This window comes from Gammaproteobacteria bacterium, assembly GCA_029881255.1.
Taxonomy (GTDB): Bacteria; Pseudomonadota; Gammaproteobacteria; order S012-40; family S012-40; genus JAOUMY01.
Genome location: JAOUMY010000001.1, coordinates 595,047 through 617,666, shown reverse-complemented (window position 1 = coordinate 617,666; position 22,620 = coordinate 595,047). Strand labels below are relative to the sequence as shown.

Annotated in this window: 20 protein-coding genes; 12 read left to right on the top strand and 8 right to left on the bottom strand. The window is 42.9% G+C overall.

The window, feature by feature from the left end; translation table 11 throughout:
- Window positions 1–183 precede the first annotated feature (183 nt).
- From OEZ43_02905 to OEZ43_02890, 4 genes are all read right to left on the bottom strand, one after another.
- Complete coding sequence (locus tag OEZ43_02905; protein ID MDH5544513.1) at window positions 184–1,344, bottom strand: cation diffusion facilitator family transporter; 1,161 nt, start codon at window positions 1,342–1,344, stop codon at window positions 184–186.
- Window positions 1,337–1,570 carry a sulfurtransferase TusA family protein gene (locus OEZ43_02900; GenBank protein MDH5544512.1) on the bottom strand — a complete coding sequence of 78 codons (234 nt, stop codon included), beginning with the start codon at window positions 1,568–1,570 and terminating at the stop codon, window positions 1,337–1,339. The genes OEZ43_02905 and OEZ43_02900 overlap by 8 nt, the downstream gene beginning before the upstream one ends.
- Complete coding sequence (locus tag OEZ43_02895) at window positions 1,567–2,604, bottom strand: tRNA (5-methylaminomethyl-2-thiouridylate)-methyltransferase (GenBank protein ID MDH5544511.1); 1,038 nt, start codon at window positions 2,602–2,604, stop codon at window positions 1,567–1,569. Before OEZ43_02895 ends, OEZ43_02900 begins: the two co-directional genes overlap by 4 nt.
- Window positions 2,605–2,697: 93 nt before the next feature.
- Window positions 2,698–3,276, bottom strand: coding sequence for a hypothetical protein (locus OEZ43_02890; protein ID MDH5544510.1), 579 nt, complete (start codon window positions 3,274–3,276; stop codon window positions 2,698–2,700).
- Between the two features lie 243 nt (window positions 3,277–3,519).
- Here OEZ43_02890 and glyQ point away from each other — a divergent pair, with 243 nt between their 5' ends.
- The 6 genes from glyQ to OEZ43_02860 all read left to right on the top strand — a co-directional run bounded on the left by glyQ (window position 3,520) and on the right by OEZ43_02860 (window position 10,381).
- Window positions 3,520–4,437: a glycine--tRNA ligase subunit alpha gene (gene glyQ / locus OEZ43_02885; protein ID MDH5544509.1), complete on the top strand. Its 918-nt coding sequence runs from the start codon at window positions 3,520–3,522 to the stop codon at window positions 4,435–4,437.
- Entirely contained in the window at window positions 4,434–6,512 is a 2,079-nt protein-coding gene (gene glyS / locus OEZ43_02880; protein MDH5544508.1) for a glycine--tRNA ligase subunit beta, read from the top strand. The genes glyQ and glyS overlap by 4 nt, the downstream gene beginning before the upstream one ends.
- A 92-nt stretch (window positions 6,513–6,604) precedes the next feature.
- Window positions 6,605–7,954: a hypothetical protein gene (locus OEZ43_02875; GenBank protein ID MDH5544507.1), complete on the top strand. Its 1,350-nt coding sequence runs from the start codon at window positions 6,605–6,607 to the stop codon at window positions 7,952–7,954.
- Entirely contained in the window at window positions 7,947–8,498 is a 552-nt protein-coding gene (gene gmhB, locus OEZ43_02870; GenBank protein MDH5544506.1) for a D-glycero-beta-D-manno-heptose 1,7-bisphosphate 7-phosphatase, read from the top strand. Before OEZ43_02875 ends, gmhB begins: the two co-directional genes overlap by 8 nt.
- A gap of 42 nt (window positions 8,499–8,540) precedes the next feature.
- Window positions 8,541–9,290 (top strand): 1-acyl-sn-glycerol-3-phosphate acyltransferase, encoded by a 750-nt coding sequence (locus OEZ43_02865; GenBank protein MDH5544505.1) that lies wholly within the window; start codon window positions 8,541–8,543, stop codon window positions 9,288–9,290.
- 89 nt (window positions 9,291–9,379) lie between these two features.
- A complete protein-coding gene (locus tag OEZ43_02860; protein MDH5544504.1) occupies window positions 9,380–10,381 on the top strand; it encodes a class 1 fructose-bisphosphatase in 1,002 nt (333 codons plus the stop codon).
- Between the two features lie 42 nt (window positions 10,382–10,423).
- Here OEZ43_02860 and gyrB read toward each other — a convergent pair whose 3' ends face one another.
- The 4 genes from gyrB to dnaA all read right to left on the bottom strand — a co-directional run bounded on the left by gyrB (window position 10,424) and on the right by dnaA (window position 16,655).
- On the bottom strand, window positions 10,424–12,826 hold the full coding sequence (gene gyrB, locus OEZ43_02855) for a DNA topoisomerase (ATP-hydrolyzing) subunit B (GenBank protein MDH5544503.1): 2,403 nt from the start codon (window positions 12,824–12,826) through the stop codon (window positions 10,424–10,426).
- 26 nt (window positions 12,827–12,852) lie between these two features.
- Window positions 12,853–13,926, bottom strand: a complete 1,074-nt coding sequence (gene recF, locus OEZ43_02850; protein MDH5544502.1) for a DNA replication/repair protein RecF — start codon at window positions 13,924–13,926, stop codon at window positions 12,853–12,855.
- Window position 13,927: 1 nt separating this feature from the next.
- Window positions 13,928–15,028: a DNA polymerase III subunit beta gene (gene dnaN, locus OEZ43_02845; protein ID MDH5544501.1), complete on the bottom strand. Its 1,101-nt coding sequence runs from the start codon at window positions 15,026–15,028 to the stop codon at window positions 13,928–13,930.
- Between the two features lie 223 nt (window positions 15,029–15,251).
- The gene (gene dnaA, locus OEZ43_02840) at window positions 15,252–16,655 is read right to left on the bottom strand and encodes a chromosomal replication initiator protein DnaA (GenBank protein MDH5544500.1); all 1,404 of its coding nucleotides are present in this window, start codon (window positions 16,653–16,655) and stop codon (window positions 15,252–15,254) included.
- A gap of 169 nt (window positions 16,656–16,824) precedes the next feature.
- Here dnaA and rpmH point away from each other — a divergent pair, with 169 nt between their 5' ends.
- The 6 genes from rpmH (at window position 16,825) to mnmG (ending at window position 22,613) form a co-directional block, all read left to right on the top strand.
- Entirely contained in the window at window positions 16,825–16,959 is a 135-nt protein-coding gene (rpmH, locus tag OEZ43_02835) for a 50S ribosomal protein L34 (GenBank protein MDH5544499.1), read from the top strand.
- A 65-nt stretch (window positions 16,960–17,024) separates the two neighbouring features.
- Window positions 17,025–17,408: a ribonuclease P protein component gene (gene rnpA / locus OEZ43_02830; GenBank protein ID MDH5544498.1), complete on the top strand. Its 384-nt coding sequence runs from the start codon at window positions 17,025–17,027 to the stop codon at window positions 17,406–17,408.
- Window positions 17,363–17,611, top strand: coding sequence for a membrane protein insertion efficiency factor YidD (yidD, locus tag OEZ43_02825; GenBank protein ID MDH5544497.1), 249 nt, complete (start codon window positions 17,363–17,365; stop codon window positions 17,609–17,611). Before rnpA ends, yidD begins: the two co-directional genes overlap by 46 nt.
- Window positions 17,612–17,639: 28 nt before the next feature.
- Window positions 17,640–19,334 carry a membrane protein insertase YidC gene (yidC, locus tag OEZ43_02820; GenBank protein MDH5544496.1) on the top strand — a complete coding sequence of 565 codons (1,695 nt, stop codon included), beginning with the start codon at window positions 17,640–17,642 and terminating at the stop codon, window positions 19,332–19,334.
- 1 nt (window position 19,335) lies between these two features.
- On the top strand, window positions 19,336–20,676 hold the full coding sequence (gene mnmE / locus OEZ43_02815) for a tRNA uridine-5-carboxymethylaminomethyl(34) synthesis GTPase MnmE (GenBank protein ID MDH5544495.1): 1,341 nt from the start codon (window positions 19,336–19,338) through the stop codon (window positions 20,674–20,676).
- 44 nt (window positions 20,677–20,720) lie between these two features.
- Window positions 20,721–22,613, top strand: a complete 1,893-nt coding sequence (gene mnmG, locus OEZ43_02810) for a tRNA uridine-5-carboxymethylaminomethyl(34) synthesis enzyme MnmG (protein ID MDH5544494.1) — start codon at window positions 20,721–20,723, stop codon at window positions 22,611–22,613.
- The last annotated feature ends 7 nt before the right edge of the window (window positions 22,614–22,620 follow it).

The window sequence follows — 22,620 nt, the reverse complement described above, 5'->3', positions numbered from 1 at the left end:
CAAAATATAATGTGCCCCCGAATAGGGTGCGATATGTAAATACTAGGACGCTCTCAGCATAATGTATGCCACGAGTTTTTGTGCCGTTTTATCAAAAAGTTAGGACCGGCAGGCCGAAGATGCACAATGCAAACAGCCCCAAATTGGTGCGGTCCTGTATAGTAAAGCACCAAAAAGGTGCGCTCAGCTAAACAGAACCTTTATTCCTGCAATATCGGGATCGTTTTCACAAAGTTTTGCCAGGTCTTCTTTTATTTTCCCCGGTGGAACCGCGGAGCTAATGAGGTCCAGTGGCAATTCAACATCGACCTGAATCTTACCATCTAAGTAATGCAAGGTAATACGCTTAATTTTTTTACCGAGCTCTAAATCTTTCCAATACAGTTGCAGCTTCTTTTGCACCTTATTTCTTAAAGGCAAGCCCTCACTTGGTGCAGATGTCTCGTCGTTTTCCGGGTCTATATGAACGACAACGTCGTTAACTTCCGAAACCTCCTGCAGGAGTTTGTTTTGAACGACAGTACTTATATGGTGACCTTCCGAAACACTAATACGTGGGTTGTCTATTTGTATATGCACATCAACGAACGCTTGGCCTCCATGAAGCCGGGTCCTCAACATATGAACCTCTTTCACCCCATCAACATTCAGAATCGTTTTTTCGATTTCGTCAACCTTACCCTTATCAAGTCCTGTGTCTATCAATTCCTGTAATGAACGCCATGCGATATCCCACCCAACTTTGGCTATAAGCAGGCTCACGCCGATTGCAGCTATCGCATCCAGATAGGGGAAGCCCAACATGGTTCCGCCTATCCCCACCAGAGCGATGATGGATGAGATGGCATCGGACCGGTGGTGCCACGCGTTTGCATGTAATATATTAGAATGAATTCGCTTGGCCGCCGATCTGGTGTAATGAAACAACCACTCGTTGGCAAAAATAGAGAACATAGCTGCGAACAGGGCAAGTAGCTCTGGTTGACTGAGAATTCCCTCTTCTGTTAGCGAAACCGCAGCGTCTACCATTAACCCTATCGCGACAAAAATAAGAAACGCTCCAAGTAAGACACTTACCAGTGTTTCTATTCGGCCATGCCCATAAGGGTGCTCACTATCGGCTTCACGAGTACTGTGTTTAGAAGCCCACAAAACAACGCCATCACTTATCAGGTCGGCCAATGAGTGCATCCCATCTGCAATTAGGGCTTGCGAGTTGGCAATATATCCCATGAAGATTTTGATGACGGACAGCGCTGCATTAACGATCGCACCGACAACTGTTACTTTTTTAATAACAGCATGTCTCGTTTTCAATCCATCATCTGTCGGTGCGTTAGTCAACGTTTGAAACCTCGATCAAGATTTTGAGTTCCCGATCTTCGTGATCAATGGATACAAGTTTGTGTCCATTGATGCGGCACCAGGCAGGAATATCGTTCTCAGCCCCAGGATCGGTGCAAATCACCAATAGTTGGTCACCAACCGAAAGTGTCTTAATTTTGTTTTGAGTTCGAATCACAGGTAAAGGGCAAAGCAGACGACGGGCATCTAACTCGTAGTGACTCATAGCGTCCAATCCTCCGGCATCTCTGACGGTGAAATTGGCTTGACCTCGATAAGTTTTTTCACCCCGGATAATTCACCTATTTCCACTTTTACCAATGGCAATGATTTTCCTTTTCCAAACCTTGCTGTGATCCTCGCCGCTAGCTCAATATCGTCTGCGCTCGGGTTTCCGTCTAACAGTACGAGGGGCCCGCTATGATCCGGCGTTCGCATATGGATAAATTGTTTTCGATACCCTTCAAGGAAATTGTTTTCACCCTCTTCCCTTCCCACAATCATTTTGAAATTATCATTGGGCCTGATATGCCTGCCCACTTTTAGCAACATCACGTCATCAAGCTCGTAATCACGATCGTGACGTCCATGCCAAAGATCCACAAGACGTTTTGAATAATTTGGATCGGTAAGAAAACAACAGCCACCGGCAGGTTGAGCGAATTCAGTAAAACCAAGGCTATTTGCGAGAGCGATTTGCGGTTTGCGAGATCGGCCATTAAAGGCCAGAAGTTTATCTCTGTCGACCCATCCCTCACGTTCCGGCAAAGTTGGAGGTAGAATTTTTGCGCACAAGGGACGTAAGAGTAGATCGTTCGCTCCAGATTCTCTAGCTACAACAGGCATCGTATCGCGACGTTGTGACATTGGCCGTTGTCCTACTACCTCTCCTGTAACAATAAAATCAAAATTGTTTTCTTTAATCCATTTTACCGCCTGTCCCACCATAAACGATTTGCAATCCAGACACGGATTCATATTTTGGCCATACCCATGTTTTGGGTTCAGCAAAACATCTTTATAGGGTTCTACAACGTCGACAATATGTAATTTAATCCCTAATTGCTCCGCCACCCACAGGGCGTTATTGCGCTTGGGCTTGTCTTTTTTACGTATGGCATGTGTATGTCCTTCTACACAAAAACCGGTAAAAAAATTGATACCTTCGACATGAACACCTAGGTCTTGAACCACTTTAGCCGCAAGCATTGAGTCGAGACCACCTGAGATCAGGGCAATTGCCTTTCGTTTTGTAGACATAAGATAGTTGATATAGATATAGCTTAAAACGGACGGTGATTTTAGCAGAATCACGCTAAAGAGAAGGTATCAATTGGTGAAAAACAATAGTATTTAGTGAGAGGACTTAGAATCAGTCCCAAGAATCAATATGCCGTCGTCGGAAATTGAGTTTGCTGCCTTCAACGCACGTTTACTACCTGTATCCTGCCACAACTCCAGTGCTTCAAGTGGGGTTAAAAGCGGCACATCCAAGCTTAGTTCACGGATGGCAAGAAGGATATCCATCAAGGTTACAAAAGCTATGGCTAGGTCTTTGTAGACACGACCAGAGGTTTGGCAACAAGTCTCACTCAGCTGCCCATAGGCGCTTCTCCCCAAGTCGACAAAATAGCTAATTTTTACCCTTTTCCGCTTCGCTCTTTGAGGATACAAGCCAGAAAACAAAAGGCAACGATCTCCAACATCTCGTAGACCATCTTGCCGCAATTTACCCCAATTTTTCATGCTTTTAAGGTATTCCAATGCCATTATAGAGTTAGCTATATCTGTCCTATCCGCAAATCGCATCAACAGAAAGACAAGATAGCTTTCAAGTTCATCTGATAGCTGGCAATCGCATTTTTGCTCAGCTTCCAAGACTAAAGAGTGCCAATGCGCGGTAACCGTAGGTTCGAGGTAAAGTCTGGACATTACATACCTGCAACAAAACATATACATTTTAATGTCGGCTTTGTAGCGTAAAGTCTTTAGAAAAATAAGCTTAAAATCAGCGTTTTAACTTTGAATCCGCAAAGGAATTCACTGTTCAGATATAAGTAAATCCTCGTAAATTTTAACATCATGAAACCTATTGGTATTCGCCCCAGGCTCATATATTTTTTGTACACCAGTCTGTATACTTAAGCCCATTTTTATCTGAAACAATTGAGAGAAATGAGAAAATCTGATTTTGATATCAACACCTTCCAGGGATTAATCCTGAGTCTGCAACACTATTGGGCGCAGCAAGGGTGCGTCGTGGTTCAACCTTTCGACATGGAAGTGGGCGCCGGCACTTTTCATCCTGCTACCTTCTTGCGTTCAATCGGGCCCGAGCCATGGGCAGCAGCCTATGTTCAGCCCTCAAGAAGGCCCACCGATGGTAGATACGGCGAGAACCCTAATCGACTTCAGCATTATTATCAATTTCAGGTTGTGTTAAAGCCCTCTCCCGATGACATTCAGGATCTTTATCTCAATTCTTTACGTATGTTGGGATTTGACCCTTTGGAACATGACATACGCTTTGTAGAGGACGACTGGGAATCACCCACCTTAGGCGCCTGGGGATTAGGCTGGGAAGTTTGGCTAAATGGAATGGAAGTTACCCAATTTACGTATTTTCAACAGGTGGGCGGCTTGGATTGCAAACCTGTAACAGGGGAAATTACCTACGGGCTAGAACGGTTGGCCATGTATATACAGGATGTGACCAGTGTTTTCGATCTCGTGTGGGCCGATGGTCCATTAGGAAAAATCAGATACGGCGACGTTTATCATCAGAACGAAGTGGAAATGTCTACTTATAATTTTGAGAAAGCCGACGTCATTTCATTATTTAATTGGTTTGATACATGTGAGACGCAAAGTCATGCACTTATCGAAGATGGCCTACCGTTGCCAGCGTATGAGATGGTGTTGAAAGCATCGCACACGTTTAACTTGTTAGATGCTAGACACGCAATATCAGTCACTGAACGCGCCAGATTTATTGCGCGTGTGAGAACCTTAGCAAAAGCGGTCGCGCAATCTTACTATGACAATCGCGAATCTCTTGGATTTCCAATGTTACACGGACATACATCCAAATGAATACGAAAGATTTACTTGTAGAAATCGGTACCGAAGAACTACCACCGAAAGCATTAAAGAGATTGTCTGATGCGTTTCATCAAGACTTTATCGATGGTTTAGGCAAAGCCGAACTGGCATTTGAACTAAGCCAAGGTTATGCCACACCAAGAAGACTCGCGATATATGTAAAATCTCTATCCGTACAACAGGCTGACAAATTTGTCGAAAGACGTGGCCCAGCTTTATTAGCCGCATTTAAGGAGGATGGTTGTCCTACTCCGGCAGCAGAGGGTTTTGCGCGATCTTGTGGTTGTAGCGTAGATGAACTCGAAAAACTAGAAACAGATAAAGGGAGTTGGTTGGTATTTAAGAAGCTTGAGCCTGGCTTACCTACAAATGAGTTAATACCACTCATCATTCAGCAAGCGTTAAATAGACTACCGGTTCCAAAAAGAATGCGCTGGGGAAGTCACACACATGATTTCGTTCGTCCCGTTAAGTGGTTAGTTGTGATGTTTGGCGATAGTGTCGTTGATTGTTCTTTATTCGGACATAGGTCTTCGAACACCACCTTTGGCCATCGTTTCCATCATCCAGAACCCATAACCATTCCTCAACCGGATAGTTACGTAAATTTGTTGGCTGGCGAAGGAAAAGTTTTCGCGGACTATGCCACGCGGAAAAATACAATTAGGAGTTTAATTGAAGAGGCGGCTAATAACATTGGTTGCGTTGCTGTTATAGACGAGAGTTTGCTCGACGAGGTTACTGGATTGGTTGAGTGGCCGGCACCGGTTGTAGGAAAATTTGATACGGATTTTCTCGACATACCTCAGGAAGCACTTATATCTGCAATGAAGAATCATCAGAAGTATTTTCACGTTAATAAAAACGGGCATTTACAGCCTTATTTCATAACTATATCGAATATAGAGAGCAGCAATATTCAGTCAGTTAGAACGGGAAATGAGCGTGTAATACGTCCACGACTTTCTGACGCCGAGTTTTTTTGGAAGCAGGACAAAGCAACACCACTCGAGGGTTATTTTTCACGCCTTGAGGATATCGTTTTCCAACATCAACTAGGTAGTTTGGCCGATAAAACTCGCCGAGTTGTACGATTGGCAGAATTTATTGCAAGTCAATTTGGCGAAGATTCTCGCATACCTAGTCGCGCAGCATATTTGGCTAAGTGTGATCTCGTAACTGGTATGGTCGGCGAGTTCCCTGAGCTACAGGGTACGATGGGCCGTTATTATGCTCTTGCGGCAAAAGAACACGATGAAGTTGCCCTCGCTATTGATGAACAATACAAGCCCAGGTTTGCAGGAGATTCCCTGCCTACATCCTCGGCAGGGCAAATTTTGTCAATCGCAGAAAAAGTAGACACTTTAATAGGAATATTTGGCATAGGACAAAGTCCCACCGGTGACAAAGATCCTTTCGGTTTGCGCCGCGCGGCATTAGGTGTGATTCGTATACTTGTCGAACACAACAAGAACATCAATTTGTATGAACTGTTAGAAGCGGCAGAGGCGGGGTATCCGTCCAAACTTTTATTAAAACATACCGCGCAAGAGGTATTAATTTTTATCAATGAGCGCATGCGTGGCTACTTCGCTGAAAAGGGTTATGAAGTAGACGTATTTGAATCTGTAATTAGTATCGACATATTCAGCCCAAGTGATATCAGCAAACGAATTATGGCGGTACAAGAATTTAAGAGAAATCCAGCTGCGGAGAGTTTGGCCGCTGCCAATAAACGCATCAGCAACATTTTAAAGAAATCCGAAACCATTCAGTTATCACTCGGGAAGCTTGATACGAAATTGTTTCAAGAAAAGGCTGAAGGTGAACTATACAAGTGTATTCAGGACATTCAACCTGACACCAATCTAGCCTTGGAGAACGAAGAATACAGCAGATGCTTGGAAATCTTATCCGGACTGAGGACTACGGTAGACGAATTTTTCGATTCCGTTATGGTCAATAGTGAAGACAAGGCTCTGAGAAATAATAGATTAACTCTAATAGCGAGTATTAATCAGCTTTTTAATCAGGTCGCAGACATAGGCAAGCTTCAGATCAGATAGATAAATTAGACTCTTTATTGCTTTCAATAAGTTATTTGTAAATAAATAGAAACTGCGCGATGGTGTAGCTCCTTGTGCAGGAAAAAGAGTCAATGAAATCATGTGGATGGGAAGAAATGCAGATAAGTTCCCAATTCTTATCGGCTTCAAAATGCGTAGGCTTAGTCTTATTGTGCTTAACTACGCTTATTTCCTCGGGTTGTACGATCCCTAATTCTGATAACTTGGATTCATATATTGAATCACCTACCCGCTACGCCTACATTCCTATCTTGCGTCAAGATGGCGCCATCAAAGTAGTCGACACACAGACTATGGAGTTAGTTGACACTATATTTGCCGTTAACCCTACCAGCGTAGCCATCAATAGCGACGGCACAAAGGTTTATGTCACGGAGAGATATATTGATCGCCCAGGTGACGTAATGGTAATCGATTCTACGATTAACAAAGATCTTCCCGAGGCAAAAATATCTGAAATTGGTGAGCAGCCGTCTGGGCTTATATATCATCAACTCACAAATTCTCTATATGTCACGCATAACGGAGGAGTCACAAAAGTACAACTAGATGATGAAGGATTACCAAGCGGGGAAGTTGATCTGATTCCAGTGGACTATAACAGCGGAGCAATCGACTCCATAGGAAATTTCATATTCTCAACTGGGCCGAAAATTGACTCAGATGGAAAAACAATAGACTCTGGCATCAGTATGATCAATGCCAACAATACTGGCTTTCAGGCAATAGTGAACGAAGTTTCACTAAAGAATGTTGGAAGTATAGGAATAACAATTGATCCAAGAAATTATCGCGTGTTTGTCAGCAATAGAAAGATAAATACTGTATCTATTCTTACTTATGCTAGCAGCCAATTAGAACTACAACAAACAATCACTTTAGATCATAGTAAGGGACCTCTTGGACTTAGTTATGCAAAAGATTTTGATTCTTTATTCATTGCAAGCACCGCAGTCGAAGATCCATTCGGATATTTGCCACCGAGTTCAGAGACGCCAAGTCAACTGGTAGAGATCAATCTATCCAATGACGCTAAGCAGAAATACTATACACTTGGAACAGCTGTAGACGCGCAGTACGTATTTACCATACAGCCTTTGGCAGTGCATTTCGTGTCTGAAACCAATACTATCTACGTTGTAAAATATATTGGCGCGAATGTTGGTGCCGGAACGTATTTGTCAAAAATCAAGACCGATTTGATCGGTGTCAAATTGGAAACAGAACAAGAGGTACTCATTGACAGCACAAACCGACCCGAATTTATCGGACGATTTGTCGGGCCCATATGTGAGAAGTGTAAAGCATCGAGAGCAGAAATATTACTCGCACCAAGACAAAGTGCCTTTGATCTCATTGGAATATTTATTTTTCTCACAATCGTCTTTTCAATGCGGTATAAAAGAAATATCTATGAATAGAAGGCTAGTAATTCTTGATAGAGATGGCGTCATTAATCAGGATTCGGACGAATATATTAAGAATGAATCAGAGTGGGTGCCAATCACTGGTAGTATCGAGGCAATTTCCAGGTTAAAGAAGAACGGATTTCTAGTGGCCGTCGCGACAAATCAGTCAGGAATTAGAAGAAAGTATTTTTCTACGCGAACGCTTTCATTTATGCACAATAAATTGTCGCGCTATCTTCTGGCTAATGGTTGTCATATTGATGGGTTATTTTTCTGTCCACATATCGATAGCGATCGTTGTGACTGCCGAAAACCGCATACCTTGTTATATAAACGCATCTCAGAATATTTTGGCGTAGAACTTAACAATATTCCTGTTGTTGGAGACTCTCCACGGGATTTGGCAGCGGCATTTCAATGTCATGCTAAACCTATTTTAGTCCTAACAGGAAAAGGTAAGGCTTCTTCACCAAAGGTCTCATCAATAAAAGAAAATATTCCCGTCTTCAAAGATCTGGAACACGCAGTTGATGCGATAATCGCTAATGCAGTATAAAATCGCTGACTCAAACAACTTAGAATCAAGAAGACATAACAGATGATTTTTCTGCGATCAACCCTTTATCAATTTTATCAAATGATAAGCGCGATCTTTTTTGGATTAACCGGCGCACTCTTTTTCTTTATGCCTCTAAAATTTCGTTTTACGTACATACTCGGGTATGCGTATTCCAACATGCTCGCATTAAAGTATTTAGCAGGATTAGATATGGAGGTAATTGGAAAAGAGAATCTACATGATAAGGCATCAATCATCATGGCCAAACATCAGTCGACCTGGGAAACTTATGCGCTACAAAAAGTTTTTCCACATCATGTTTGGATATTGAAAAAGCAACTGCTACACGTTCCATTTTTTGGCTGGGGATTGGCTCAATTGGAACCAATTGCTATTAATCGCAGCACTCGTAAAGCGGCAATGCAGCAGATAATAGAACAAGGTAAGGAAAGGCTGCGAGACAATCTGTGGATAGTTATTTTTCCAGAAGGTACGCGAATCCCAGCTGGCAAGAAAGGAAAATATAAGCTTGGGGGCGCCCGGCTCGCCGAGGCTACCAAGGCACCAATTATTCCAGTAGCCCACAATGCCGGCGAATATTGGGCAAAAGGTTCTTTTCTAATCAAACCGGGTACCGTGAAAATGATAATCGGTGAAGCAATTTATCCTGAAGGAAAATCACCTGAAGAAATCAATAACTTAGTTGAAACTTGGATAGAAGGCCAAATGGAACAGATCACCAATCCTGGCTTACTGCCAATAAAACAAATCGAACAAAAAGTTCGGTAATCGTTTCAAATTCGGTAAATCTAAAAACCTCTGCTAAAATGCGCGCCAATCTTTGACCAAATAGATTAAATTTATAGAAGGAAAAAATGATGGATACTCAGATTAATCTGGTTCGCTTTCTTAAGAATGAACAAAGAAACGGCCAGAATCTCGATAGCGACTTAGTCGATCTTATACTTAACGTGACAACCGCATGTCGTAAGATTCACGAGTCTGTCAATCACGGCGCATTATTTGGCGTATTGGGCACAGCCGGAAGCGAAAATGTACAGGGCGAGACTCAAAAGAAACTCGACGTCATGTCCAACGAAATGTTTATTACCTCGACGCAGTGGGGCGGACACCTTGCTGGGATGGCTTCTGAGGAAGAGGATGATGTTTATCAGATCCCAAGTGAATTTCCAAAGGGCAAATATCTAATGTATTTTGACCCATTGGATGGTTCATCAAACATTGATGTCAATCTCACGGTTGGTTCGATAATATCGATCACTAAGTGTCCGGACGGGATAACAAATCCTACCAAGGATGATTATTTGATTCCCGGTACAAAACAGGTATTTGGTGGATTTTGTCTATATGGACCATCAACAATGCTCGTGTTCACGACAGGAAATGGCGTAAATGGCTTTACACTTCAACCGCACACTGGGGAATTCATTCTTACACACCCAAATATGAAAATACCTGCGGACACCAAAGAATTCGCAATAAATATGTCAAACCAACGCTTTTGGGAGCCACCAGTTCAACGGTATATAGAAGAGTGTATAGCCGGCAAAACAGGAAGTCGCGATAAAGACTTCAATATGCGTTGGGTAGCGTCGATGGTAGCAGAGGTTTACCGTATATTGACTAGAGGCGGAATCTTTATGTATCCGAAAGACATTAAGGATCCAACGAAGCCTGGAAAATTACGCCTCATGTATGAAGCCAACCCCATGTCCTTTATCGTAGAACAAGCAGGTGGGGCAAGTAGTACCGGTACTGAGCGAATTATGGAAATCGCGCCAAACGACATCCATCAAAGAGTACCTGTTATATTGGGTTCAAAAAACGAAGTCGAACGTGTAGTTTCCTACCACAAATAAATAGATAAAACCCCGGTATCGAAGACCGGGGTTTTTTTAGGTCTATACATCCAGGTTCGAGACAGATAATGCGTGTCTTTCTATAAAATTTCGTCTGGGCTCAACCTGATCTCCCATTAGGGTAGTAAATATATTGTCAGACGCAACAGCGTCTTCTATCTTAACTTTCAGTAGACTCCTAGTATCCTGATTCATCGTGGTTTCCCAAAGTTGATCAGGGTTCATTTCGCCTAGTCCTTTATATCGTTGTATATGTTGACCACGCTTGGCCTCATTCAACAACCATTCTAGTGCCTGTCCAAAATTGAACACGGGTTGTTCTTTATCACCTCTACGTACAAAAGCATTATCTGAGACTAAATCCTTAAGTTTTGTTCCTAGATTCACCATTGCACGATATTCGGCAGAACCAAACAGCGCCCAATCTATTGAAAACTTCGTTTCTACACCATGTTGGGCTTTTATAAGATAGAAACTCACGTCTTCATCTTGCGATGAAAATTCCGCTCTAAAGTGAATTCGGCTTTTATCATCATTCAGAGATAAGACTAATTCCGACATTAAACTTTCAAAACGGACTTTGTCGTTCAAAATTTCTTCGGTTGCTTCTTCCATATAAATCAACTTCGTAAGAAATTGATTGGTATATCGTGAATCCAGACGCTTTATAGTCGCCATTACTGCCTGGTACTCATGTGCAATAGATTCTAAAGCTTGACCTTGAATCGGAGGGGCATCAGCGTTTACATGTAAAGCAGCACTGTCCAACGCTGTTTGCAAGAGATAGGATAGTAAGGCGTTATCGTCTTTGACATACGATTCCTGTTTGCCTTTTTTAACTTTATACAAAGGAGGTTGAGCGATATAAATGTGTCCTCGCTCTAGCAATTCAGGCATTTGTCTGTAGAAAAAAGTAAGCAAAAGCGTTCGGATATGTGATCCATCAACGTCTGCATCGGTCATCAAAATAATTCTGTGGTAGCGTAACTTGTCCGGATTGTATTCATCCTTTCCAATACCGCATCCAAGGGCTGTAATGAGTGTACCGACCTCTGCAGAGGAAAGCATTTTGTCAAAACGTGCCTTTTCCACATTTAAGATTTTCCCTTTCAAGGGAAGAATTGCCTGGAATTTTCGGTCTCGACCCTGTTTAGCAGAACCTCCCGCGGAGTCTCCTTCCACAATGAATAACTCAGATTGCGATGGGTCTTTTTCCTGGCAATCTGCTAATTTGCCAGGAAGACCAGCGACATCGAGTGCGCCTTTTCGACGAGTCATTTCACGAGCTTTCCTCGCAGCCTCTCTTGCTCGTGCCGCTTCAACAATCTTGCCAACGACTAATTTCGCATCCTGCGGATTTTCTAACAGATAACTGTTTAGAAATTCGGACATAGTCGACTCGACTACCCCCTTCACCTCAGATGAAACTAGTTTATCCTTAGTTTGAGAAGAAAATTTGGGATCGGGTACTTTCACAGATAAAACAGCGGTTAAACCTTCCCGCGCATCATCGCCTGTTGTATTAATTTTTGATTTCTTTGCGATGCCCTCTTTTTCAATATATTGATTAAGACACCGAGTCAAAGCGCTACGAAAACCGGCCAAGTGCGTCCCGCCGTCTTTTTGAGGAATATTATTGGTATAACAATAAATATTTTCCTGGTAGGAATCATTCCACTGCAATGCGAGCTCAACACCGATATCATCACGATTTGTCTCAAAGTGAAATACATTTTGATGAATCGGATTTTTTACCTGATTCAAATGTTCAACAAACGCCTTTATCCCACCTTTGTATTCAAAAATGTCTTCTTTTTCTGTACGCCTGTCCAGAAGTTCGATTCGCACGCCAGAATTAAGAAACGATAGTTCTCTCAAACGTTTAGCTAAAATATCATAGTGAAAAAGAACGTCTGAAAAAATTGTCTTACTTGGTAAGAAATTGATAGTCGTTCCGCGCTTTTCTGTATCACCAACGACTTTTAGAGCTTCTTTTGGCTCTCCCAACTGATATTCTTGATGGTGTTTTTTACCTTCACGATAGATAGTCAAAAGCAGGCGTTCTGAAAGCGCATTTACTACTGATACACCTACGCCATGCAAACCGCCCGAAACTTTATATGAATTATCATCGAATTTTCCGCCTGCGTGTAAAACAGTCAGAATGACTTCGGCGGCAGATTTGCCCTCTTCAGGATGAATATCTACTGGGATGCCTCTACCATTGTCAGAAACCGTTATAGAGCCATCAGATTCGATTACAACTTTTATTTTGTTGCAATGGCCTGCTAGTGCTTCGTCTATAGAATTATCTACTACTTCGAATACCATATGATGCAATCCAGTACCGTCGTCGGTATCTCCGATATACATCCCAGGACGTTTACGAACGGCGTCTAGGCCTTTTAACACTTTAATATTGGAAGAATCGTAGCTCTGGCTCATAAAATCACCAATTATTTCTGTAAAAGTCAGTCATTTAGAATTACCCCTTGTTTCACGTGAAACAATTTCTTTGCAGAAAATGAATCCAGAGGTATCTGGTCTCTTGAAGTCGCAGTAATTATTACCTGGTTGAATTCCATATTTACCTTACTAAGTACACTTTCAATTTTGGCTGCATCCAGTTCAGCACCTAAATCGTCCAACAGTAACACGCTGTTTTTACCTATACTTTTATTCAAATAGTCAATTTGGGCCAATTCCAAAGCATATACCAGCAATTTCTGTTGTCCCCTTGAAACGGCGTCCTTTGCACTTGATCCATCGAATTTCAGACGAATGTCACCTCTATGTGGACCATACTCCGTTCTTTGGAAATTTCTGTCTCTATCGAGCGATGTTTTAACGGCAATACTAAATGGTTTGTCAGGCCAACCTTGATAGTAACTAAAGCGGATTTCCCTTTCTGGGAGAAAGTAGGTACAAAATTCCTCTAATTTTGGCTTCAAGTCCTCAAAGTAACTCTTTCTGGCTTTATCAACATCTTGCGCCGCTACAATCAGTTGCTCAGTCCAAATTTCAATAGAATTACTGCTGTCGGGACGTTGTAGAGCTCTATTTCTTTGCTTTAGGATTTGTGAAAATTTAGACCACTGCTGTGCATACTCAGGTTTCACGTGAAACAAACCCCAATCCAGAAAGCGCCTGCGCCAATTGGGTCCGCCCTCTAATAACCGGTGGCTCTCAGGCGTGATAACTGTTACTGGTAATCTCCTGGCTAATTCAGAAAATGTCCGTACTTTTTGACCCGAGATTCGCGCCTCAACAATTTTCTCCCCTCGTGAGATACCGAGTGTTTCCCCACCGTCTTTTTCTGAATCGACATTCGCGCTTACAGTTAGAACATCCTGTCCTCTAGTAACAGCACTAATTACTTGATTTGTCCTGAAAGATTTTCCGCTTGCAAGTATATGAACAGCCTCAATGATAGAGGTCTTCCCACTCCCGTTTTCGCCCCATATAAGATTGAGCCCTTGCCCAAGTTCAATTCTCTGCTGCTTGATATTTCGTACGTTGTATATGTCAAGGCGGCTGATTGCCATACTAAATACGCATTGGCATCACGACATAAATACAGTTTTGTTTGCCAGTTGCAGTAATCAAAGCACTGCCATTTCCATCCGCAAAACTTATCTTCACTTGTTCGTCCGCTATGGCTGTGATTGCGTCTAACAAATAGTTTACATTGAAGCCAATTTCCATCTCTGTGCCGTTATAATCGACTTCTATTTCATCTTCTGCCTCTTCCTGCTCCGGATTGTTTGCTAAGGCTCTAAGTTTATTTTCCGATAATTGAATTCGAATACCGCGATATTTTTCGTTAGACAAGATAGAGGTGCGGATCAAACATTGCCTTAGATCACTTCGATTTCCTATCATTTGCGTTTCACCTTCTCTTGGTATCACCGCTTGATAGTTCGGATACTGACCATCGATCAATTTAGAGGTGAAAGACACATCTTTGAGTTCAGTTTTAATGTAGTTTTCGCCTATAACGACTTCTGCCAGTTCCTCACAATCCTCCAAAAGTCTAGATAATTCCATGACCGCCTTACGAGGAACTATAACGCTAATCTTCTCTACTGCCTGGATATCCGCTTCTTCTTGACACATCGCAAGTCTATGTCCGTCGGTGGCTACTGCAGTTATCGTGTGTCCCTGTAGTTCAAAAAGAAGCCCATTTAGATAATAACGAACATCCTGTAATGCCATTGCAAACTGTGTTTTATCTATGAGCTGCTTCAGTTTTGACTGCGGAAGTGAAAACCTAAAAATCTGGTTTTTGGTTTCTATTACCGGAAAGTTCTCAGCTGGCATGGTTGTCAGTGTGAACTTTGTTCTACCGCTTTTTAGCAAAGCCTTTTCACCACTTATCTCAAATGAGATTTCAGATTCCTCTGGAAGAGTTTTAATCGTGTCCTGTAATTTTCTGACGGGTACGGTTGTTGAAAAAGATGATTCGACTTGGATGTCTGATTTAGCTCTGACTTCCATTTCCAAATCTGTCGCCGTGATGCGTAAACCATCTGGACCTAAGTTGAGTAATACATTTGCCAAAATAGGCATAGTCTGCCTTTTTTCGACAACGCCACTGACGAGTTGTAAAGGTTTAAGTATGTTTTCTCTTTGCGTTTTGAATATCATGCTCTGAACCTAAATATATATATAAATTAATTAATTTTATTATTTATTATTATTAACCCAAAGCCAAAACTGTATAACTCTCAATTTCCCATTCCTGATCAATAGTTTACTAGACTTATTCAGCGTGTAAAACGGCTTTGTATTCTATCAGCAAACTGTGGATAAAGTGTCGATAAATTAACGCGTTTCGTTTTGTTCCTTGTTATCCACAGCTTGCTAACAACTATGTGCTCAGGATACGCACAAGGTTATTAAAGTCCTCCTCAAGTTTTGAGTCGCTGACTCTTAACTCTTTCACCTTCTTGCAGGCATGTAACACCGTCGTATGATCTCGTCCACCAAATGCATTACCGATCTCTGGTAGGCTATGATTAGTCAATTCCTTGGCTAATGACATGGCAATCTGTCTCGGTCGCGCGACGGATCGACTTCTTTTCTTTGATAGAAGATCGGCCACTCGCAGTTTGTAATAGTCGCTCACAGTTTTTTGAATGTTCTCGATAGTGACAAGTTTATCTTGTAGGGCAAGCAAGTCCCTAAGTGCTTCGCGTGTAAAATCGAGTGTTATTGGGCTACCCGTAAAACGCGAGTTAGCAACGACTCTTCGTAACGCACCTTCAAGTTCACGAACATTTGACCTAAGTTTTTTTGCCATGAAATAGGCGACTTCGTCTGGTATGTCGGCCTCTAGTTGTTGCCCTTTGCTTAGCAGTATCGCGACCCGAGTTTCAAAATCTGGCGGTTCTATGGCTACGGTCAAGCCCCAACCAAAGCGAGACTTTAACCTCTCTTCAAGGCCGTCGACCTCTTTTGGATAGCGATCGCAGGTCAAAACGATTTGTTGTTGGCCTTCTAGAAGTTCGTTGAAGGTGTGAAAGAATTCTTCTTGGGAACGTTCTTTTCCCGCAAAAAATTGTATGTCATCGATTAACAGTACGTTGAGTGAACGGTAATAATTTTTAAACTGACTTATTGCGTTGTGCTGTAAGGCCTTAACCATATCCTGAACAAATTTCTCCGAATGGAGATATGCTCCCTTCGCTCTGGGATTGTTTGCCAGTATATGATTGCCTATGGCATGCATTAGATGTGTTTTCCCTAATCCAACACCGCCATAAATGAACAATGGATTGTAAGCACCCCCAGGATTTTCAGCGACCTGAAATGATGCGGCCCGTGCTAACTGATTGGATTTTCCCTCGACGAAATTAGCAAACGTAAATCCACCGTTGAGGGTGGCATGACGCACGATGTTTGGCGCGTCTTCGCGTCTCCTGGTTCTATCACCCTCGCCTTCTTTCTTTTCAAACCTCTTGACCGTTGGACGAGGTTTTACAACAATAACGGACTGTTTTTCAGTCGCTGTTTCTGTATTATTTATCTGTGTTTCATTGCTGCTGATGTGTAGGCTAACTTCTGTTCCCTTTTTAAGATCCCGACAAATTTCTTGGATTTTGCCTAGAAAACGCTTGGAAACCCAGTCCATTACAAACCGATTGGGAGCTAACAATTTTAACTCCTTGTCTCCATCCTCTGCGGTCAAGGGGCGTATCCAGGTATTGTACTGTTGCGAGGTTAACTCGCCCGCCAGCCTTTCAAGGCATTGATTCCATAGATTATTTTGCACTAATTACTACCAGAAGGGTTTTTTTGAGACGAAACAGTTTAGCGGCCTCTCGGTATAGATGCTACCGCTTTATTTAGGGTGATTTTTCTAATTATTTATTGACAAAATTACGACCTATGCTACTCTTTGCGCCTTTTCTTTTTCGCTAAATTTCGAGTGGTCCCGGGACATGAAAAGAACTTTTCAACCTAGCGTTTTGAAACGCAAACGTACTCACGGTTTTCGTGCACGTATGGCAACTAAAAATGGCCGTCGTGTTCTGAGCGCCAGACGTGCGAAGGGTAGACATCGTCTGACTGTCTAAGTCATATCAGGCACATCCTGTGTTTTTTGCAGGCTGTGCCGGGTAACCCAATTCTCGCAGGTGTTATGAAGGAAGTGGACGGAAACAATCAACGATTTCCCCGCTCGGCGCGTCTTTTGTCATCTGCAGAATTTCAACACGTTTTCAGAAAGCCAAAAAAATTTCATTCCCGATTTTTCTCTCTATTTGTAGCATGTGGTTCTCAGTCTCATTCTCGTCTGGGTTTGGCGGTTTCCAAGAAATCTTTGCCGAAAGCAGTGTCTCGTAATCGAGTAAAACGGGTAGTGAGAGAAAGTTTTCGCAAAAATCAGTGGCAGTTTTGTTCATTGGACGTTATTTTTGTTGCCCGTCACGATTTGCGCTTGTCAGATAATGAACAATTGTCCAACGAACTGACCAGACTATGGAAAAAATTAGCCGATTACTGCGATTCCTATTCTCCCGAGTAATTTGGGTCTACCGATACTTTATTAGTCCATTTTTGGGTAACAACTGTCGGTACTATCCAACGTGCTCCCATTACGCAGAAGAGGCAGTCTCGAAATACGGGATTTTAAGGGGGGGATGGATGGCTTTTAGACGTATAAGTCGGTGTCATCCCTGGCATGAAGGCGGAATTGATCCGGTTCCGGAAAAAATCCAAAAGAATTGATTTTGATGATAGGTAATAGCGGACTTCTATGGATACCCAACGTTTAGTATTGTTTCTTGCTTTAAGTTTGGTTGTAATGCTTCTGTGGGATGCATGGAACCAACGATATAACCCAGTTGAGACGCCCAATCAGATCGTGGAAGCTGGTTCAGCGTCATCTGTACCGGCAGCGCCACAGGAAATGTTGAGTACAGTTGCTCCCGAAACGGAAGATCTTCCCGTTTCTCCCGTGTCAACGCCTGATGCTCCTGAAAAGCCAGCAACTGCGACTCAAAACGCCTTAGGTTCAAGTAAGCGCATTTTGGTAACTACGGATGTTTTCGATCTAGAGCTTGAAACACGTGGCGGTGATGTACGCAAAGTTTTTCTGAAGAAGTTTCCGATTTCACTCGATCAGCCGCAGATGGCTTATCCACTTATGGATGATGCATTGCCACAGCTATTTATTGCCCAGACCGGACTTTTATCAACGACTGAAGCACCGGATCATCATTCCATTTTTCAAAGCGAACAGTCTGAATTTCGCATGGAAGACGGTAAGAACGAATTAGTAGTTCCTCTGACTTGGATTTCTCAGTCCGGAATTAGAGTAATGAAGATTTTAACGTTCACTCGTGGCTCTTATCTTATTAACGTGGAGCACAAAATTGAAAACCAGAGCGCAGCTGAATGGAAAGGTCGTTTGTATCGCCAATTACAGCGCAACAAATTTGAAGAACCTGGGAAATCACGTCTCTTGTATACATTTACCGGAGCAGCTGTTTCTAGCGTAGAAAAGCCGTACCAAAAAATAGAATTCGATGAGATGGCGGAATGGAAACCAGATCAGAGCTATACCAAAGGTGGCTGGGGCGCGATGTTGCAGCACTATTTTGTAGCGGCTTGGATTCCACCTAATGAAGAAGCAAACCATTTTTATACGCGCGCATTAAAAGATGACCGTTTTATCGTTGGCATGACATCCTCGGAAACCATAGTAGCGCCTGGTGCAAATACAAATTTTATTAATAATCTTTATGTTGGGCCAAAAGTTCAGTCTAGATTGGAAAAAATAGAGCCAAACCTTAAGCTCACAGTTGACTATGGAATATTACATTTTCTTGCCCAACCTTTATTCTGGGTTCTAGAGTTTTTCCACAGTTTTCTCGGTAACTGGGGTTGGTCGATTATCATGCTTACTCTGATGATCAAGGTATTTTTCTACAAATTATCTGAAGCCAGCTATCGTTCGATGGCGAATATGCGCGCCCTAGCGCCGAAGTTTCAAGCGATTCGAGATCGTTATGGTGATGACCGCCAACGCATGAGTCAGGCCACAATGGAGCTTTATAAGAAGGAGAAAGTAAATCCTTTAAGTGGGTGCTGGCCTATGCTTGTTCAGATACCAGTATTTATTTCTCTCTACTGGATGATTCTGGAATCTGTAGAGTTGAGACAGGCTCCCTTTATTCTTTGGATCCAGGATCTTTCAGCAAAAGACCCATTCTATGTTTTACCCATCGTTATGGGCGTTTCCATGTACTTTCAACAAAAATTAAGCGCGAACCCATCGATGGATCCACTGCAGCAAAAAATTCTGCAGTTTATGCCGCTGGTATTTACGTTGTTTTTCATGTTGTTCCCTGCCGGTCTGGTTCTATACTGGGTGGTAAATAACCTGCTGTCGATACTTCAACAGTGGTATATCACTCACAAAATAGAGAAGGAAACAAGGAAGGCCTAAAATGGACACTATAGCGGCTCAGGCTACGCCACCCGGAAACGGGGGCGTAGGCATTATCCGTGTGTCCGGTCCTCTGGTGTTCTCTATTGCCGAATCTGTACTCGGAAAAATCCCGGCCTATCGTTTCGCAGAATATCTTCCATTTAAAGATGATGACGATAGCATCATTGATGTTGGACTTGCCCTTCTTTTTAAAGGACCCAATTCTTTTACCGGTGAAGATGTACTCGAATTACAGGCTCATGGTGGTCAGGTTGTTCTCGATATGTTGCTTGAACGCGTTGTTGGTTTGGGGGCTCGCATTGCAGAACCTGGTGAATTTTCAAAAAGAGCGTTTCTCAACGATAAGATCGATTTGGCCCAGGCTGAAGCTGTTGCAGATTTAATCAGCGCGACGTCAAGCTCAGCTGCACGTTCCGCAATACGATCACTATCGGGTGAATTTTCTTCCGCAATCCATGATCTGGTTGAACAGGTCATCTCCCTTAGACTGTACATTGAGTCGGCCATAGACTTTTCAGAAGAGGAAATCGATTTTCTTGGAGAAGCGGAGTTAGGAACGAAATTTGTTCGTTTGCAAGAACAATTGGAGCTTGTTCTTGAGAATTCGCGTCAGGGGTCCTTCCTCAAGGAAGGTATGGCCGTGGTCATTCTTGGGCAGCCTAACGCAGGAAAATCCAGTTTGTTAAATGCGCTTGCACGCAAGGAAGCCGCAATCGTGACTGATATTGCTGGCACAACCAGAGATGTGCTTCGAGAGAATATTCAACTTGACGGGTTGCCTTTGCACATTATTGATACTGCGGGTTTACGTGAGGTTGGCGACGTAGTCGAACAAGAAGGCATCCGCCGGGCATGGTTGGAAGTGGAGAAGGCAGATCGAGTTCTCTACATGATAGACGACGTAAAAGGAATATCGGATCTCGATCGAACCATGATCAGCACTATTCCCCCCGATTTACCAGTAACTTTGGTTTTTAACAAGATCGATGAAAGTGGTTCTAAACCCGAGCAATTTAGATTCGAGCAACTCGACGCGTTGCGGCTCTCCGCGAAAACGAATGCTGGGCTCGATCTGCTCGCCAGTTACCTCCGAGCATCGATTGGAATGATTTCGAATCCAGAAGGTCTTTTCCTTGCGCGGCGAAGACACTTGGATGCACTGCAACGTGCAAATATATCCCTGGATATTGCCTATGAGCATTGTGTTTTACAAAAAGCAGGGGAACTGGCGGCAGAAGACTTAAGGGTAACTCAAGGTGCGCTTAATGAGATTACCGGAGAATTCGACAACGAAGATCTTTTAGGGCGGATTTTCTCTTCGTTTTGTATAGGAAAATAGGCAGTTTGGACACTTTCGGTCCAAATCTGGCGTAAGGTGTTGAAATGTTTCATTCAGATAAATTTGACGTCATAGTAGTTGGTGGTGGTCACGCCGGAACGGAGGCTGCCTTGGCCGCGGCACGGAGTGGTGCGGCAACGCTTTTATTGACTCACAATATAGATACCTTGGGTCAAATGAGCTGTAACCCGGCAGTTGGTGGAATTGGAAAGGGCCACCTTGTAAAAGAAATCGATGCCATGGGTGGCATAATGGCCCGTGCGACTGATAAAGCGGGAATTCAATTTCGAATTTTGAATTCACGCAAAGGACCCGCAGTACGCGCTACCCGCGCACAATGTGATAGATTGCTTTATAAAAATGCAATTCGTGCGACTCTGGAAAATCAGCCTGGACTTACCATTTTTCAGCAAGCTGTTGATGATTTGATCGTTGAAAACGGCACCGTACGAGGTGTTGTTACCCAGATGGGTTTGAAATTCAGCGCGCAAGCCGTCGTTCTGACAGTAGGCACGTTCTTGGGAGGCAGAATTCATATTGGACTGAGCCAATATCAAGGAGGTCGCGCTGGTGATCCACCAGCAAATGCTCTTTCCCAGCGACTTCGCGATCTTCCTTTTAATGTAGAAAGATTAAAGACGGGTACACCGCCTAGATTAGATGGCAATACTATCGACTTTTCACAATTGCAGGCGCAACCCGGAGACACACCGGTACCAGTTTTTTCCTTTATTGGGCGTAAAGAGGATCATCCCCCCCAGATCAATTGCTATATCACCGAAACGAATGAACGTACGCACGAAATTATCCGTGGGGGAATCGATCGATCACCCATGTATAGTGGTGTGATTGAGGGAGTGGGTCCGCGATATTGCCCGTCGGTAGAAGACAAAGTCATGCGTTTTGCGGATAAAAACTCGCACCAAATTTTTGTTGAGCCAGAGGGATTGTCTACAAAGGAGATCTATCCAAATGGTATTTCGACCAGTCTTCCTTTCGATGTGCAATTGGCACTCGTGAGATCTATTCGTGGTTTTGAAAACGCACACATTCTCAGGCCTGGATACGCCATTGAATATGATTTTTTCGACCCTCGTGACCTGAAATCATCTTTGGAAACTAAATTTATCCAGGGGCTTTTCTTTGCTGGACAGATTAATGGAACGACTGGTTACGAAGAAGCTGGTGCACAAGGTTTGATTGCTGGACTAAATGCGAGTCGTTTTTGTAGAAATCTTGAGCCATGGTCCCCGGGACGTGAAGAAGCCTATATAGGCGTGCTCATAGATGATTTAATAACTAAAGGTACGCAAGAACCCTATCGTATGTTTACCAGTAGAGCGGAATATCGGCTTTTGTTGAGAGAAGATAACGCAGATTTACGTCTCACTACAAAAGCACGCGAATTAGGCCTCGTGGACGAAGACAGATGGCGATTGTTTAATGAAAAACAAGACTCCATTGCGTTGGAGCAGCAACGCCTGAAGAGTCTTTGGATAAGACCAGAGCTACTCGTTGAAGGGACTGCTGAGCGTATTCTAGGTAAACGACTTCTACATGAAGCAAATGCACTAGAATTGCTACGCCGTCCGGAAGTAAATTATGAAGCGTTGATGGAATTTCCGAATGTTGGTCCAGGCATTAATGACGAAAAAGTACGCGAACAAATTGATATTCAGGCAAAGTATTCAGGTTATATCGATCGACAGGCGCTGGACATTGAAAAATCGAAACGTTTGGAATCTATGTCTATTCCTGAAGATTTTGACTATTCAATAATTTCTGGCTTGTCCAACGAAATTAAACAAAAATTATCACGTATTAAACCAACGAATATTGCCCAAGCAGGTCGTATTTCCGGTATAACACCAGCGGCAATTTCTCTCTTGCTCGTTTATATAAAAAAGCAGTCCACTTCTCGAGCGATTGGCGTTTAGGCATTTA

Excerpts from the sequence above, each read along its gene's own strand:
- OEZ43_02900 (MDH5544512.1), bottom strand. The coding sequence starts at position 1,570 with ATGAGTCACTACGAGTTAGATGCCCGTCGTCTGCTTTGCCCTTTACCT.
- OEZ43_02895 (MDH5544511.1), bottom strand. The coding sequence starts at position 2,604 with ATGTCTACAAAACGAAAGGCAATTGCCCTGATCTCAGGTGGTCTCGAC.
- OEZ43_02890 (MDH5544510.1), bottom strand. The coding sequence starts at position 3,276 with ATGTCCAGACTTTACCTCGAACCTACGGTTACCGCGCATTGGCACTCT.
- glyQ (MDH5544509.1), top strand. The coding sequence starts at position 3,520 with ATGAGAAAATCTGATTTTGATATCAACACCTTCCAGGGATTAATCCTG.
- glyS (MDH5544508.1), top strand. The coding sequence starts at position 4,434 with ATGAATACGAAAGATTTACTTGTAGAAATCGGTACCGAAGAACTACCA.
- OEZ43_02875 (MDH5544507.1), top strand. The coding sequence starts at position 6,605 with ATGAAATCATGTGGATGGGAAGAAATGCAGATAAGTTCCCAATTCTTA.
- gmhB (MDH5544506.1), top strand. The coding sequence starts at position 7,947 with ATGAATAGAAGGCTAGTAATTCTTGATAGAGATGGCGTCATTAATCAG.
- OEZ43_02865 (MDH5544505.1), top strand. The coding sequence starts at position 8,541 with ATGATTTTTCTGCGATCAACCCTTTATCAATTTTATCAAATGATAAGC.
- OEZ43_02860 (MDH5544504.1), top strand. The coding sequence starts at position 9,380 with ATGGATACTCAGATTAATCTGGTTCGCTTTCTTAAGAATGAACAAAGA.
- gyrB (MDH5544503.1), bottom strand. The coding sequence starts at position 12,826 with ATGAGCCAGAGCTACGATTCTTCCAATATTAAAGTGTTAAAAGGCCTA.
- recF (MDH5544502.1), bottom strand. The coding sequence starts at position 13,926 with ATGGCAATCAGCCGCCTTGACATATACAACGTACGAAATATCAAGCAG.
- dnaN (MDH5544501.1), bottom strand. The coding sequence starts at position 15,028 with ATGATATTCAAAACGCAAAGAGAAAACATACTTAAACCTTTACAACTC.
- rpmH (MDH5544499.1), top strand. The coding sequence starts at position 16,825 with ATGAAAAGAACTTTTCAACCTAGCGTTTTGAAACGCAAACGTACTCAC.
- rnpA (MDH5544498.1), top strand. The coding sequence starts at position 17,025 with ATGAAGGAAGTGGACGGAAACAATCAACGATTTCCCCGCTCGGCGCGT.
- yidD (MDH5544497.1), top strand. The coding sequence starts at position 17,363 with ATGGAAAAAATTAGCCGATTACTGCGATTCCTATTCTCCCGAGTAATT.
- yidC (MDH5544496.1), top strand. The coding sequence starts at position 17,640 with ATGGATACCCAACGTTTAGTATTGTTTCTTGCTTTAAGTTTGGTTGTA.
- mnmE (MDH5544495.1), top strand. The coding sequence starts at position 19,336 with ATGGACACTATAGCGGCTCAGGCTACGCCACCCGGAAACGGGGGCGTA.
- mnmG (MDH5544494.1), top strand. The coding sequence starts at position 20,721 with ATGTTTCATTCAGATAAATTTGACGTCATAGTAGTTGGTGGTGGTCAC.